15 protein-coding genes are annotated in these 13,504 nt (G+C 67.9%); 12 read left to right on the top strand and 3 right to left on the bottom strand.

The window, feature by feature from the left end:
* Positions 1-12: 12 nt before the first annotated feature.
* The 10 genes from AC07UK_RS11120 (at position 13) to AC07UK_RS11075 (ending at position 8,910) form a co-directional block, all read left to right on the top strand.
* Positions 13-903, top strand: coding sequence for a LysR substrate-binding domain-containing protein (locus tag AC07UK_RS11120; RefSeq protein ID WP_114133744.1), 891 nt, complete (start codon positions 13-15; stop codon positions 901-903).
* 12 nt (positions 904-915) lie between these two features.
* Positions 916-1,446, top strand: coding sequence for a GNAT family N-acetyltransferase (locus AC07UK_RS11115; protein WP_494686466.1), 531 nt, complete (start codon positions 916-918; stop codon positions 1,444-1,446).
* A 252-nt stretch (positions 1,447-1,698) separates the two neighbouring features.
* Positions 1,699-3,213, top strand: coding sequence for an FAD-linked oxidase C-terminal domain-containing protein (locus AC07UK_RS11110; protein WP_436222594.1), 1,515 nt, complete (start codon positions 1,699-1,701; stop codon positions 3,211-3,213).
* An 8-nt stretch (positions 3,214-3,221) separates the two neighbouring features.
* Positions 3,222-4,139, top strand: a complete 918-nt coding sequence (locus tag AC07UK_RS11105; RefSeq protein ID WP_494686465.1) for an ion transporter — start codon at positions 3,222-3,224, stop codon at positions 4,137-4,139.
* 27 nt (positions 4,140-4,166) lie between these two features.
* Positions 4,167-5,270 carry a glycolate oxidase subunit GlcE gene (gene glcE, locus AC07UK_RS11100; protein ID WP_494686464.1) on the top strand — a complete coding sequence of 368 codons (1,104 nt, stop codon included), beginning with the start codon at positions 4,167-4,169 and terminating at the stop codon, positions 5,268-5,270.
* A 42-nt stretch (positions 5,271-5,312) separates the two neighbouring features.
* Positions 5,313-6,566 (top strand): glycolate oxidase subunit GlcF, encoded by a 1,254-nt coding sequence (gene glcF / locus AC07UK_RS11095; protein ID WP_494686463.1) that lies wholly within the window; start codon positions 5,313-5,315, stop codon positions 6,564-6,566.
* Positions 6,567-6,643: 77 nt separating this feature from the next.
* Positions 6,644-7,021, top strand: coding sequence for a CidA/LrgA family protein (locus AC07UK_RS11090; RefSeq protein WP_436222598.1), 378 nt, complete (start codon positions 6,644-6,646; stop codon positions 7,019-7,021).
* A complete protein-coding gene (locus AC07UK_RS11085; RefSeq protein ID WP_010815045.1) occupies positions 7,018-7,743 on the top strand; it encodes an LrgB family protein in 726 nt (241 codons plus the stop codon). Before AC07UK_RS11090 ends, AC07UK_RS11085 begins: the two co-directional genes overlap by 4 nt.
* Positions 7,744-7,828: 85 nt before the next feature.
* Positions 7,829-8,200 carry a VOC family protein gene (locus AC07UK_RS11080; RefSeq protein WP_018311518.1) on the top strand — a complete coding sequence of 124 codons (372 nt, stop codon included), beginning with the start codon at positions 7,829-7,831 and terminating at the stop codon, positions 8,198-8,200.
* Positions 8,201-8,220: 20 nt separating this feature from the next.
* Positions 8,221-8,910, top strand: coding sequence for a helix-turn-helix transcriptional regulator (locus AC07UK_RS11075; RefSeq protein ID WP_494686462.1), 690 nt, complete (start codon positions 8,221-8,223; stop codon positions 8,908-8,910).
* 6 nt (positions 8,911-8,916) lie between these two features.
* Here AC07UK_RS11075 and AC07UK_RS11070 read toward each other — a convergent pair whose 3' ends face one another.
* The 3 genes from AC07UK_RS11070 to AC07UK_RS11060 form a co-directional block, all read right to left on the bottom strand.
* Positions 8,917-9,411: a glutathione peroxidase gene (locus AC07UK_RS11070; RefSeq protein WP_018311516.1), complete on the bottom strand. Its 495-nt coding sequence runs from the start codon at positions 9,409-9,411 to the stop codon at positions 8,917-8,919.
* A gap of 72 nt (positions 9,412-9,483) precedes the next feature.
* The gene (locus tag AC07UK_RS11065) at positions 9,484-10,623 is read right to left on the bottom strand and encodes a PilT/PilU family type 4a pilus ATPase (protein ID WP_013957931.1); all 1,140 of its coding nucleotides are present in this window, start codon (positions 10,621-10,623) and stop codon (positions 9,484-9,486) included.
* Between the two features lie 26 nt (positions 10,624-10,649).
* On the bottom strand, positions 10,650-11,693 hold the full coding sequence (locus tag AC07UK_RS11060; RefSeq protein WP_013957933.1) for a type IV pilus twitching motility protein PilT: 1,044 nt from the start codon (positions 11,691-11,693) through the stop codon (positions 10,650-10,652).
* Positions 11,694-11,772: 79 nt separating this feature from the next.
* Here AC07UK_RS11060 and AC07UK_RS11055 point away from each other — a divergent pair, with 79 nt between their 5' ends.
* Positions 11,773-12,468, top strand: coding sequence for a YggS family pyridoxal phosphate-dependent enzyme (locus AC07UK_RS11055; protein WP_494686461.1), 696 nt, complete (start codon positions 11,773-11,775; stop codon positions 12,466-12,468).
* Between the two features lie 57 nt (positions 12,469-12,525).
* Positions 12,526-13,362: a pyrroline-5-carboxylate reductase gene (proC, locus tag AC07UK_RS11050; protein WP_494686460.1), complete on the top strand. Its 837-nt coding sequence runs from the start codon at positions 12,526-12,528 to the stop codon at positions 13,360-13,362.
* Positions 13,363-13,504 lie beyond the last annotated feature (142 nt).

The following is a 13,504-nucleotide window of genomic DNA, read 5'->3' as shown; positions in this document are numbered from 1 at the left end:
CGTACCGGGCAGATGGCCTCCATGTTCAACCGCGTTCCGCCGCTGCACCTGCTGATCGCCTTCGAGGCCGCGGCGCGCCTGGGCAGCTTCGCGCGCGCGGCCGAAGAGCTGTCGGTCACGCCCAGCGCGGTCTCGCACCGCATCAAGAATCTTGAGGAGCTGTGGGGCGAAGACCTGTTCGTGCGCGCCAACGCGGCGCTGCGGCTGACCGCCGCCGGCACGCGCTACCTGCGCAATGTGCAGGACGCGCTCAAGTCGCTCAACGAGCTGGCGCGGCCCGAGTACAACAAGCTGCGCACCCGGCTGCGGGTGGCGATCCCGCCCACCTTCGGACGCCAGCACCTGGTGCCGCGCCTGCCTGAGTTCGGCGCGCTGTATCCGCATATCGACCTCGAGCTGCACCTGGCGATCCCGTTCCTGGACGTCAAGGCCGAGGACACCGATGTCGAGATCCGCTACGGCACCGGCCGCTACCCCGACCTGAAGACCACCCGGCTGCTGGTCGAGCCGGTGTTCCCGGCCTGCGGGCGTGAGTACTACGAGCGCGTCAACGGCCGCGCCATCACCAAGCCCGAGCACCTGCACGGCCTGGTGCTGCTGCGCAGCCCGCTGGAGCCGTGGAAGCCGTGGTTCGAGACTGCCGGGCTGGACTGGGCCGAGCCGCAGACCGGGCCGCAGTTCAATGACATCGGCCTGATGCTGGAGGCGATCGCGTCCAACCAGGGCGTGGCGCTGGTGCGCCAGCGCATGGCGCGGCACTGGCTGTCACTGGGGCAGATGGTGCGGCTGCTGGATGTGGAATCGGTCTCGCCGCACGGCTACTACATCGTCGAGCGCGAACAGGCTCCGCTCAAGCCCGAGGCGCGCTATTTCGTCGACTGGCTACTGAGCCTGGACTGGTAGGAGACCGACCCCATGGAAATCCGCTTGCTGACCCCCGCCGATGCCGCCGCCTTCCAGGCGCTGCGGCTGCAAGGCCTGGCCGAAGCGCCGGAGGCCTTCGCTTCCAGCCTGGAGGAGGAACAGGACCGGCCGCTGGAAGTCGTCGCCGCGCGCCTGGCCGCGACCGAGGGCAAGGCCGTATTCGGCGCCTTTGTTGTCGGCACCGATGGCACCGCGCTGGCGGGCGTGGTCGGGGTGATGCGCGAGGAAAACGCCAAGCACCGGCACAAGGCCTTTATCTGGGGCATGTACGTGGCCCCGGGCTGGCGCGACCGCAAGCTCGGCCGCGCGCTGATGGAGCGGGCCATGGAACAGGCCGCCGCCATGCCGGGCGTGCGCCAGGTAACGCTGTGCGTCAATGCCGGCAGCGCGGGCGCGGTGCGGCTGTATGAGTCGCTCGGCTTCGTGCGCACGGGGCTGGAGCCGGATGCGCTGTACGTCGCGCCGCACTTCCACGACAAGCTCGACATGGTCTGCTTCCTGCCGCAGCCGCCGGCACGCTGAGCCCGGACGGGCCGCCTTCCCTGCACCCGCGCCGCGGTGTACGCTGGACTTGCGTCCCATGCCAGGCGTGATTTCCCGCGCAGCCATGATGAGCATTTTTGATCGGCCTGCCATGCGGAATTCACGTCTCCTATGGTGCCCGCGCCAGGTGCCCTGCGCTATAGTCACCCGTCCCCCGCGGCAGGCCCTGTATTGCCGCGACCGGCAGGCCGCGCACCGACCGCCATCCAGGAGGCCCCACAGGAGTCGTTCATGAATGCCCCGCACGAAGCCCAAACCATCGCCCCCGACGGCGCCCATGCCACGGCCGAAGGCCGCCGCAGCGCGCTGCTGGCCGGCCTGGCGCAGATCCTGCCGGATGCCGCGCTGCTGTGGAAGCCGGAAGACACCGTCCCCTATGAATGCGACGGCCTGGCCGCGTACCGCCAGGTGCCGATGGCCGTGGCCCTGCCCGACACCGAGGAACAGGTCTGCGCGATCCTGCGCCTGTGCCACAAGCTGGGCGTGCCGGTGGTGCCGCGCGGCGCCGGCACCAGCCTGTCGGGCGGCGCCATGCCGATCGCCGAGGGCCTGGTGCTGTCGCTGGCCAAGTTCAAGCGCATCCTGTCGGTCGATCCGTACTCGCGCACCGCGGTGGTCCAGCCGGGCGTGCGCAACCTGGCGATCTCCGACGCCGCCGCGCCCCACAACCTGTACTACGCGCCGGACCCGTCCTCGCAGATCGCCTGCACCATCGGCGGCAACGTCAGCGAGAACTCCGGCGGCGTGCACTGCCTGAAGTACGGCCTGACCGTGCACAACGTGCTGCGCGTGCGCGCGGTGACGATGGAGGGCGAGGTGGTGGTGTTCGGCTCCGAGGCGCCCGACGCGCCCGGCCTGGACCTGCTGGCCGTCATGATTGGCTCCGAAGGCATGCTGGGCGTGGTCACCGAGGTCACCGTGCGCCTGATCCCCAAGCCGCAGCTGGCGCAGGTGATCATGGCCTGCTTCGACGATGTCGAGAAAGGCGGCAACGCCGTGGCCGACGTGATCGCCGCGGGCATCATCCCGGCGGGACTGGAGATGATGGACAAGCCCGCCACAGCGGCAGTGGAGGAATTCGTGCATGCGGGCTATGACCTCGATGCCGCCGCCATCCTGCTGTGCGAGTCCGACGGCACCCCGGAAGAAGTGGCCGAGGAAATCGAGCGCATGAGCGAAGTGCTGAAGGCTTCGGGCTGCACCCGCATCGTGGTCTCGCAGAACGAGGCCGAGCGGCTGCGCTTCTGGAGCGGGCGCAAGAACGCCTTCCCCGCCGCGGGCCGGATTTCGCCCGACTACTACTGCATGGACGGCACCATCCCGCGCAAGCACATCGGTACGCTGCTCAAGCGCATCGAGGAGATGGAGCGCAAGTACGGCCTGCGCTGCATCAACGTGTTCCATGCTGGCGACGGCAATATGCACCCGCTGATCCTGTTCGATGGCTCGGACCAGGACGAATGGCACCGCGCCGAGCTGTTCGGCGCCGACATCCTGGAAACCTGCGTCGAGCTGGGCGGCACCGTCACCGGCGAGCACGGCGTGGGCGTGGAGAAGCTCAACTCGATGTGCGTGCAGTTCTCGCCCGCCGAGCGCGACGCCTTCTTCGGCGTCAAGGCCGCCTTCGACCCGGCGCGGCTGCTCAACCCGGACAAGGCCATCCCCACGCTGGCGCGCTGCGCGGAGTACGGCAAGATGCATGTGAAGCGGGGCCTGCTGCCGCACCCGGAACTGCCACGCTTCTGAGCCACGCCATGTCCAGCCCACGCCGACGCCAGCAGCAGGAAGCGTTCATCCGCCAGCGCCTGGGCCAGCCCGAGACCGGCTGGCGCCAGCGCTGGTACACCATCATCTTCGAGGCCGATACCCGCGAGGGCCGGCTCTTCGATGTCGCGCTGCTGCTGGCCATTGTCGCCAGCGTGATGGTGGTGATGCTCGACAGCCTGCCCGCGGTGAACAACCGCCTCGGGCGGCTGTTCACCGTGCTGGAATGGATGTTCACGCTGTTCTTCACGGCCGAGTACGTGATGCGCATCCTGGTGGTGCGCCGGCCGTGGCGCTATGTGTTCAGCTTCTACGGCATCATCGACTTCGTCTCGATCATGCCGACCTGGCTGGCGTTCTTCCTGCCCGAGCTGCATTTCCTGATCGACGTGCGCCTGCTGCGGCTGCTGCGCGTGTTCCGGATCCTGAAGCTGACCGTGTACTTCGAGGAGGCCGAGATCCTGTACCGCGCGCTGGTCAACAGCCGGCGCAAGATCTTCGTGTTCCTGGGCACGGTGTTCATCATCACGGTGATCCTGGGCACGGTGATGTACGTGGTGGAAGGTCCGCAGCACGGCTTCACCAGCATCCCGGTCAGCATGTACTGGGCGGTGGTGACGCTGACCACCACGGGCTTCGGCGACATGGTGCCCAAGACCCCGCTGGGGCAGTTCATCACCTCGCTGACCATCCTGCTGGGCTACGGCATCATCGCCTTCCCCACCGGCATCGTCGGCGCCGAGCTGGCCGCCAGCATCCTGAAGCGGCCGCTCACCACGCGCACCTGCACCCATTGCCTGACCGAGGGCCACGAACCCGACGCCGGCTACTGCAAGCATTGCGGCAGCCAGCTGCCCGAATACCAGAACGACCGGCCGGAAGTGCCCGGCGGACCTGCCGGCTCCTGAGCCGGCCTTCCCTACCCCACGACGCATATGCAAGCCACCCTCGACGCCATCCGCGACGCCGTCAGGCAAGCCACCGAGACCCGCACCGCGCTGCGGCTGCGCGGCGGCGGCAGCAAGGACTTCTACGGCCAGCCCGCCGCGGGCCAGCTGCTGGACACGCGCGCCTATGCCGGCATCGTCGAATACGACCCGGCCGAGCTGGTGATCACCGCGCGCTGCGGCACGCCGCTGGCCGAGATCGAGGCGGCGCTGGCCGAAAAGCGCCAGATGCTGGCCTTCGAGCCGCCCCATTTCGCACTGCCGGGCCAGCCCAGCAGTGCGACGCTGGGCGGCGCCGTGGCCGCGGGATTGTCGGGCCCGCGCCGGCAGTCGGCGGGCGCGCTGCGCGACTTCATGCTGGGCGCGCAGCTGATGGACGGCCGCGGCGAGGTAATGGACTTCGGCGGCCAGGTGATGAAGAACGTGGCGGGCTATGACGTGTCGCGGCTGCTGGCGGGCTCGCTCGGCACGCTCGGGCTGATCCTGCAGGTATCGGTCAAGGTGCTGCCGGCACCGTTCGACGAGGCCACGCTGCGCTTCGAGCTGGCGCAGGCCGAGGCCATCCGGCAACTGAACCAGTGGGGCGGCCAGCCGCTGCCGCTGGCGTCTTCGGCCTGGCACGCGGGCGTGCTGCATGTGCGCCTGGCCGGCGCCACCGCCGCGGTGCGTGCCGCGTGCGCCAGGCTGGGCGGCGAGCGCGTGGACGCTGCAGAAGCCGCGGCGCTGTGGCAATCGCTGCGCGAGCAGACCCACCCGTTCTTCGCCCCCGCCCAGGCGGGCCGCGCGCTGTGGCGCCTGGCGGTGCCCACCATCGCCGCACCGCTGGAGCTGCCCGGTTCACAACTGATCGAATGGGGCGGCGGCCAGCGCTGGTGGCTGCCCGAGGACGGCACTGACAAGACCGATGCCGAAAGCGTGCGCGCCGTGGCGCAAGCCGCCGGCGGCCATGCCACGCTGTTCCGCAACGGAGACAAGTCAGTGGGCGTGTTCACGCCGCTGGCCTCGCCGCTGGCCGCGATCCACCGCCGCCTGAAAGAGACCTTCGACCCGGCCGGCATCTTCAACCCGCAGCGCATGTACCCCGGGCTCTGATCCGGCAGGCCCAGACAACCCCAGGCACAACCTCCCCACACCATGCAAACGAACCTGGCCGATTTTCTTCGTAACACCCCCGAAGGCGAGGAAGCCAAATCCATCGTCGGCAATTGCGTGCATTGCGGCTTCTGCACCGCCACCTGCCCCACCTACCAGTTGCTCGGCGATGAGCTGGACGGCCCGCGCGGGCGCATCTACCTCATGAAGCAGGTACTGGAAGGCCATGCCATCACCGAAAGCACGCGCCTGCACCTGGACCGCTGCCTGACCTGCCGCAACTGCGAATCGACCTGCCCGTCGGGCGTGCGCTACGGCCGCCTGGTCGATATCGGCCGCAAGCTGGTCGACGACAAGCTCGAGGCCGAAGGCGTGCAGCGCCCCGCCCGCGAGCGCATCGCGCGCTGGGTGCTGCGCGAGGGGCTGACGCGCCCGGCGCTGTTCGGCACGGCGCTGCGCCTGGGCCAGATGGTGCGGCCGCTGCTGCCGGGCACGCTGCGCAACAAGGTGCCGGCGCAGTCCAGCACCGCCGCGCCCGGCACCTGGCCGCGCAATGTGCATGCACGCAAGATGTTGTTGCTCGACGGCTGCGTGCAGCCGGCAATGTCGCCCAACATCAATGCCGCCACCGCGCGCGTGTTCGACCGTGTCGGCGTACAACTGCTGGTGGCGCGCGAAGCCGGCTGCTGCGGCGCGATCCGCTTCCACACCGGCGACCACGACGGCGGCCTCGACAATATGCGCCGCAATATCGACGCCTGGTGGCCGCATATCGAGGACGGCGCCGAAGCCATCGTGATGACCGCCTCGGGCTGCGGCGCGATGGTCAAGGACTACGGCCACCTGCTGCGCAACGATCCGAAGTACGCCGAGCGCGCCCGCCGCGTATCGGCGCTGACGCGCGACCTGTCCGAAGTCTTGCCGGACTTTGCCGACGAGCTGCACACCCTGGCCGGCGCGGTCCCGCGCGACAACCGGCGCGTGGCTTACCACCCGCCCTGCACGCTGCAGCACGGCCAGCAGATCCGCGGCAAAGTCGAAGCGCTCTTGACCGGCCTCGGCGTCGAAGTCAAACTCTGCGCTGACAGCCACCTGTGCTGCGGCTCGGCAGGCACTTATTCGGTGTTGCAGCCGGAACTGGCCTACCGCCTGCGCGACGACAAGCTCGCCAAACTGCAGGCCACGCAGCCCGAAGCCATCGTCTCGGCCAATATCGGCTGCATCTCGCACCTGCAGAGCGGCACCGGCACCCCGGTGATGCACTGGATCGAACTGGTCGACAAGATGCTCGGCTAGCGCGGGCGGGCAGCATGGGCGGCAGCGCGCATCCTTCCGGACGCGCGCCGCGCACCTGCGACCAAACGCCACGCCCCATGCTCCAGACCTTTGCAATCCTGTTGGTTTTCCAGTCCGTCGGTGAGGTGATCAGCTACGCGCTGACCCTGCCGGTGCCCGGCCCCGTGCTGGGCATGATCCTGCTGTTCGGCTGGCTCATCTTCGACGACCGCCTGCTGCCCATCATCCAGGGCACCACATCTGAACTGCTCAAGCACCTGTCGCTGCTGTTCGTGCCGGCCGGTGTCGGCATCATGGTCCATGCCAACCGCATCGAGGGCGAATGGATGCCGATCCTGGTGGCGCTGGTGGTGTCCACCTGGCTGGCCATCGCCACCACCGCCGTGGTCACGCGCATGCTGATGCGCAAGCGCGCCGATGTCCCGCCCGCCGATGCGAAAGGAGAGCAGGCATGATGACGCCCCGCCTCAACGAGATCTGGGTCTACCTGGCCGCAAGCCCGCTGGTCGGGCTGACCGCTACGCTGCTGGCCTACGTCTTTGCCTTCCGCATCTATGAGCGTTCGCGCTTCTCGCCGCTGGCCAACCCGGTGATGATCGCGGTGGCGCTGCTGGTCACGGTGCTGACCGTCACCGGCACGCCCTACAAGACCTACTTCGACGGCGCGCAGTTCGTGCACTTCCTGCTGGGGCCGGCCACGGTGGCGCTGGCGGTGCCGCTGTACCTGCAGCTGCCCAAGCTGCGCACCCATGTGTTCCCGCTGCTGGCGGGGCTGGTGGCGGGCTCGGTGGTGGCGGTGGTGTCGGCGGTGGGCATTGCCTGGCTGCTGGGCGCATCGCCCGAGACCGTGCGCTCGCTCGCGCCCAAGTCGGTGACGATCCCGATCGCCATGGGCGTGGCCGAGAAGATCGGCGGGCTGCCGTCGCTGACGGCGGTGCTGGTGATGGCCACCGGCATCATCGGCGCGGTCAGCGCCACCAGCGTGCTGAACCTGCTGCGCATCCGCGACTACAGCGTGCGCGGCTTCGCCACCGGCGTGGCGGCGCACGGCATCGGCACCGCGCGGGCCTTCCAGGTCAACCAGGAAGCCGGCGCCTTTGCCGCGCTGGGCATGGGCCTGAACGGCGTGCTGACGGCGATCATGGTGCCGGTGATGGCGGCGTGGATGCCACACTGACACGCTCCTGACAGGACGCTGTCAGCAGCCCCCGCGCATGATGCGAACTCCTCACTCCCTTTCACTTGGAACCAAGGAGTCTGTCATGAGCAACCGTCTGATCAACTGGCTGGAAATCCCCGTCGTCGACATGAACCGCGCGGTCGGCTTCTACGAGCAGGTGTTCGACATCCAGCTGCGCCGCGAGACCATGAGCCAGGTAGACATGGCCGTGTTCCCCCACCCCGACCCGGGCGGCGCACTGGTGGCCGGCGAGGGCTACCGCCCCAGCAACTACTACGGCGCGGTGCCATACCTGCATGCGCCGGAACTGGATGTGCTGCTGGAGCGCGCCGCGCGCGCCGGCGGCAAGACCGTGTTCGGGCCGCTGCGCCTGCCGGGCGAGATCGGCCGCATCGCCCATATCACCGACAGCGAAGGCAACCGCATCGGTCTGCACGAGCCCGTGGCCGGTTGACCGATGGCTAGCCACCTCCGATGAGCCGCCGCGCCGACCGCCTGTTCCAGATCGTGCAGGTGCTGCGCGGCCGCCGCCTGACCACGGCGGCACTGCTGGCGCAGCGGCTCGGGGTGTCGGAACGCACCGTCTACCGTGATATCCAGGCGCTGTCGCTGTCAGGCGTGCCGGTCGAGGGCGAGGCCGGCATCGGCTACCGGCTGCGTGCTGACTTCGATGTCCCGCCGCTGATGTTCACCGCCATGGAAGTGGAAGCGCTGGTCGCCGGCCTGCGCCTCCTGAAAGCCTGGGGCGGCGGCGCGCTGGCCGCCGCGGCCGAGCCCGCGCTGGAAAAACTGATGGCCGCGCTGCCGCCGCCGCGCCGGCTGGCGGCGCAGCAAAGCCGCGTGTTCGCGCCGGAATACGTCAACCAGGCGCACGTGCGCGAGGCCTTCGACGTGGTGCACGGCGCGCTGGGCGAGCAGAAATTGCTGCTGCTCGACTACTGCGACGTGCAGCAGCGCATCACCGAACGCGTGGTGATGCCGCTCGGCCTGTTCTTCTGGGGCAATGCCTGGTTGCTGGCGGCGTGGTGCACCACGCGCTCGGACTACCGCAGCTTCCGGCTGGACCGATGCCGCGCCATCCGCATGCTGGACGACCATTTCCACGAAACGCCCGACCGCTCGCTCAATGGTTTCCTGCGTGCGGTGCGCGCCAGCGGCGCCTAGTCCCGCTCAGGCAGCCGGGTCGGACAGCAGCTTCTCGATATCGGCGCGCAGCTCGTCGGGCTTGGTGGTCGGCGCATAGCGCTTGAACACCGTGCCGTCGCGGCGCAGCAGGAACTTGGTGAAGTTCCATTTGATGCCCTGGGTACCGAGCACGCCACGCTTTTCCGTGGTCAGCCACTGGTACAGCGGATGGGCGTCGGCACCGTTCACGTCGATCTTGGCGAACATCGGGAAGCGCACCGCAAAGCGCGTTTCGCAGAACTGGCCGATCTGCTGCGCATCGCCCGGCTCCTGCTTGCCGAACTGGTTGCACGGGAAGCCCAGCACCTCCAGGCCGCGCCCGTGGTATTCGTCATAGAGCTTCTGCAGGCCCTCGTACTGCGGCGTGAACCCGCATTCGCTGGCGGTGTTGACGACCAGCATCACCTTGCCCTGGAACTGCGACAGCGGTACCGGCTGGCCGGCCAGCGAGTTGGCTTCGAACTGGTAGACATTGCTCATGGCAGACTCCTGGGGCCGGAACTGGCCCTTGCGTGGCCCAAGCATAACGCCATGCGCATCGCCGTGCACGAATCAGATGACATTGAGATGCTCGGTGCCGGCACCCAGGTCGGTATCCTTGGCGCTCGCGCTGTGCAGCTTGATCATCAGGCGCAGGTCGTTGAGCGAGTCGGCGTTGCGCAGCGCGTCCTCGTAGGTGATCTTGCCTTCCTCGTACAGGTCGAACAGCGCCTGGTCGAACGAGACCATGCCCTGCTCACGCGACTTCTTGATGACTTCCTTGAGCTCGTGGATCTCGCCCTTGAAGATCAGGTCGGCCACCAGCGGCGTGCCGATCATGATCTCCACCGCCGGCACCCGCCCCTTGCGGCCCGCGCGCGGCAGCAGGCGCTGCGAGATCATCGCCTTCAGGTTCAGCGACAGGTCGATCAGCAGCTGCTGGCGCTTTTCCTCGGGGAAGAAGTTGACCACGCGGTCGATCGCCTGGTTGGCGTTGTTGGCGTGCAGCGTGGCCAGGCACAGGTGGCCGGTCTCGGCGTACTGCATCGCGTACTCCATGGTCTCGCGATCGCGGATTTCGCCGATCAGGATCACGTCGGGCGCCTGGCGCAACGTGTTCTTCAGCGCCACGTGCCAGGACTCGGTATCGATGCCGACCTCACGCTGCGTGACGATGCAGTTCTGGTGCGCATGCACGTACTCGATCGGATCCTCGATGGTGATGATATGGCCGTACGAATGCGCGTTGCGGTGATCCAGCATTGCCGCCAGCGTGGTCGACTTGCCCGAGCCGGTGGCACCGGTCACGATCACCAGCCCGCGCTTGGCCATCACCACCTCATGCAGCGTCGCCGGCAGGTCCAGGTCGGCCACCGAGGGGATGCGCGTATTGATGGTGCGCACCACCATGCCGGCCTTGCCCTGCTGGATAAAGGCCGACACGCGGAAGCGCCCGGCCTTGGGCGCGGTGATCGCGAAATTGCATTCGCGGCTGGTGTCGAAATCCTGCACCTGGCGCTCGTTCATCACCGAGCGCACCAGGCCCAGCGCCTGGGTCGGGTTCAGCGGCTGCTGCGACACCGGCTTGATCTTGCCGTCGACCTTGATCGCCGGCGGGAAGTCAGAAGTGATGAACAGGTCAGAGCCGCGGTTGCTGACCATCAGCTCCAGCAGGTCATTGATGTACTTGGCGGCGGATTCGCGATCGAGCATGGCGGTGTCCTGCTAGGGAGCGGGCCTCAGCCCATGAACGCGTCGGGGTTCTTGGCGATGGCGCGCGCGTCGTTGTAGCTGATGACGCTGCGCTTGATCAGGTCAGACAGGCACTGGTCCAGCGTCTGCATGCCCAGCCCGCTGCTGGTCTGCATCATCGAGTACATCTGCGCGATCTTGTTCTCGCGGATCAGGTGGCGGATCGCGGGCGTGGCGATCATGATCTCGTGCGCGGCGGTGCGGCCATTGCCGTCGCGCGTCTTCAGCAGCGTCTGCGAGATCACCGCCTCCAGCGATTCCGACAGCATGGTGCGCACCATGTCCTTCTCTTCGGGCGGGAACACATCGACCACCCGGTCGATGGTCTTGGCCGCGGAGCTGGTGTGCAGCGTGCCGAAGACCAGGTGGCCGGTCTCGGCCGCGGTCAGCGCCAGGCGGATGGTTTCCAAGTCGCGCAACTCACCCACCAGGATCACGTCCGGGTCTTCACGCAGTGCCGAGCGCAGCGCGTTGGCAAACGAATGCGTATGCGGCCCCAGCTCGCGCTGGTTGATCAGGCTCTTCTTGGAGCTGTGCACGAATTCGATCGGGTCCTCCACCGTGAGGATGTGGCCCATGTCGCTTTCGTTGCGATGGTCGACCATCGCCGCCAGCGTGGTGGACTTGCCCGAGCCGGTCGGGCCCGTTACCAGCACCAGCCCGCGCGGCTTCATGCACAGGTCGGCAAACACCGCGGGCGCGCGCAGCTCTTCGAGCGTGAGCACCTTGGAGGGAATGGTACGGAACACCGCGGCGGCGCCGCGCTGGGTGTTATAGGCATTGACCCGGAAGCGGGACAGGCCGGCGATCTCGAACGAGAAATCGATTTCGAGGCGTTCTTCGTAGGCCTTGCGCTGGGTGTCGCTCATGATGTCGTACACCATGGCGTGGACATCCTTGTGCGTCATCGAGGCGACGTTGATCCGGCGCATGTCGCCGTGGATCCGCACCATCGGCGGCATGTCCGCGGAGAGATGAAGATCAGACGCCTTGTTCTTGACAGCGAAAGCCAATAGCTGCGCGATGTCCATCTATAATGACCCCACCCTGAGTTATCAGTACTTCAGAACCACGGGTTCTAGGTACTTTCTTTTGTATGTTCGCCGGATTATGTCTGTAATTGCCGCCAACTTGCAAGCCGTTCACCAGCGCATCGCGGCGGCCGCACAACAAGCCGGCAGACAGCCCGCGGACATCGCCCTGCTGGCCGTTTCCAAGACCGTTCCCCCCGACCGCATAAGGGCCGCATACGCCGCCGGACAGCTTGCCTTCGGCGAAAACTACGTCCAGGAAGGCGTCGACAAGATCGCCGCGCTGGCCGAGCTGCGCCACCGCCTGCAATGGCATTTCATCGGCCCGCTGCAAAGCAACAAGAGCCGGCTGGTGGCGGAGCATTTCGACTGGGTGCACGCCGTCGACCGGCTCAGGATCGCCGAGCGGCTGTCGGCCCAGCGCCCGGCCGGCATGGCGGCGCTGCAGGTCTGCATCCAGGTCAATATCAGCGGCGAAGCCAGCAAGAGCGGCGTCGCCCCGGCAGAGGTACCCGCCCTGGCAAATGCCGTCGCCGCGCTGCCCGGCCTGCGCCTGCGCGGGCTGATGGCCATCCCCGAGCCTGAGGACGACCCCGCCGCGCAGCGCCGCCCGTTCGCGGCCATGCGCGCCATGCTGCAGGCGCTGCGCGCCGACGGCCTGGACGTCGACACGCTGTCGATGGGCATGTCGGGCGACATGGAAGCCGCCATCGCCGAGGGCGCCAACCTGGTGCGGATCGGCACCGCCATCTTCGGAGCGCGCCAGTACCCGTAGTTCCGTCATTTCCCTGCAAGCCCAGTCCATTCCCTTCAAGCCCCCCAACGGATCCCCATGCTCGATACCCTTACCTTTGGCTTTCTCGGCGGCGGCAACATGGCCACCGCACTGATCGGCGGGCTGATCGCCCGCGGCGTGCCGGCCGGCTCGATCCGCGTGGTCGACCCCTTCCCCGAGGCCCAGCAACGCCTGGCGCGCGACCTCGGCGTGCATGCCGCCGGGGCGCCGGATGCCGCCTTCGGCGCCAGCGACGTGCTGGTGCTGGCGGTCAAGCCGCAGCAGTTCCGCGACGCCGCGGCGCAACTGGTGCCGGTCCTGCCGGCCAGCGGCAAGGGCAACCTGGTGATCAGCGTGGCCGCCGGCATCCGGCTGCAGGACATGCAGCGCTGGCTGGACGGGCGCACCCGGCTGGTGCGGGCGATGCCGAATACGCCGGCGCTGGCTGGCATGGGCATGACGGGGCTGGCCGCGCCGGCCGGCCTGTCGGCCGAAGACCGCGCGATTGCCAGCGCCGTGGCCGAAGCCGTCGGCAAGTGCGTGTGGGTGGATGGGGATGACCAGATCGATGCGGTCACCGCCATTTCCGGCAGTGGGCCGGCCTATGTCTTCTACTTTATCGAGGCGATGGAACGCGCTGCCATGGAGCTGGGCCTGACGGCGGAGCAAGGCCGCGAGCTGGCGGTGGAGACCTTCCGTGGCGCTGCTACCCTGGCCGGGCAGTCTTCCGAGCCGGTGTCGACCCTGCGTGAGCGCGTGACGTCCAAGGGCGGCACCACCTACGCGGCGCTGACGGCGATGGAGGCTTCGGGCATTGGTGACGCGTTCGTGCGCGCGATGCATGCCGCCGCGGCACGGGGCAAGGAGATGGGGGCGGAGTTCGGGAAGGATTGAGCGCTATCTTGCCCGACTGTTTGCTCCCCTCTCCCGCAAGCGGGAGGGGAGCAAACCGGCAGGATTTACTCAGCAGTCCCAAATATATGCGACAGATGGGACATCGAAGAATGATCGAACCAGGCTCCGCTTTCTCTGCAGC

It is taken from the genome of Cupriavidus sp. GW821-FHT07C08, assembly GCF_059419025.1.
This window is presented reverse-complemented; position numbering and strand designations above follow the sequence as displayed.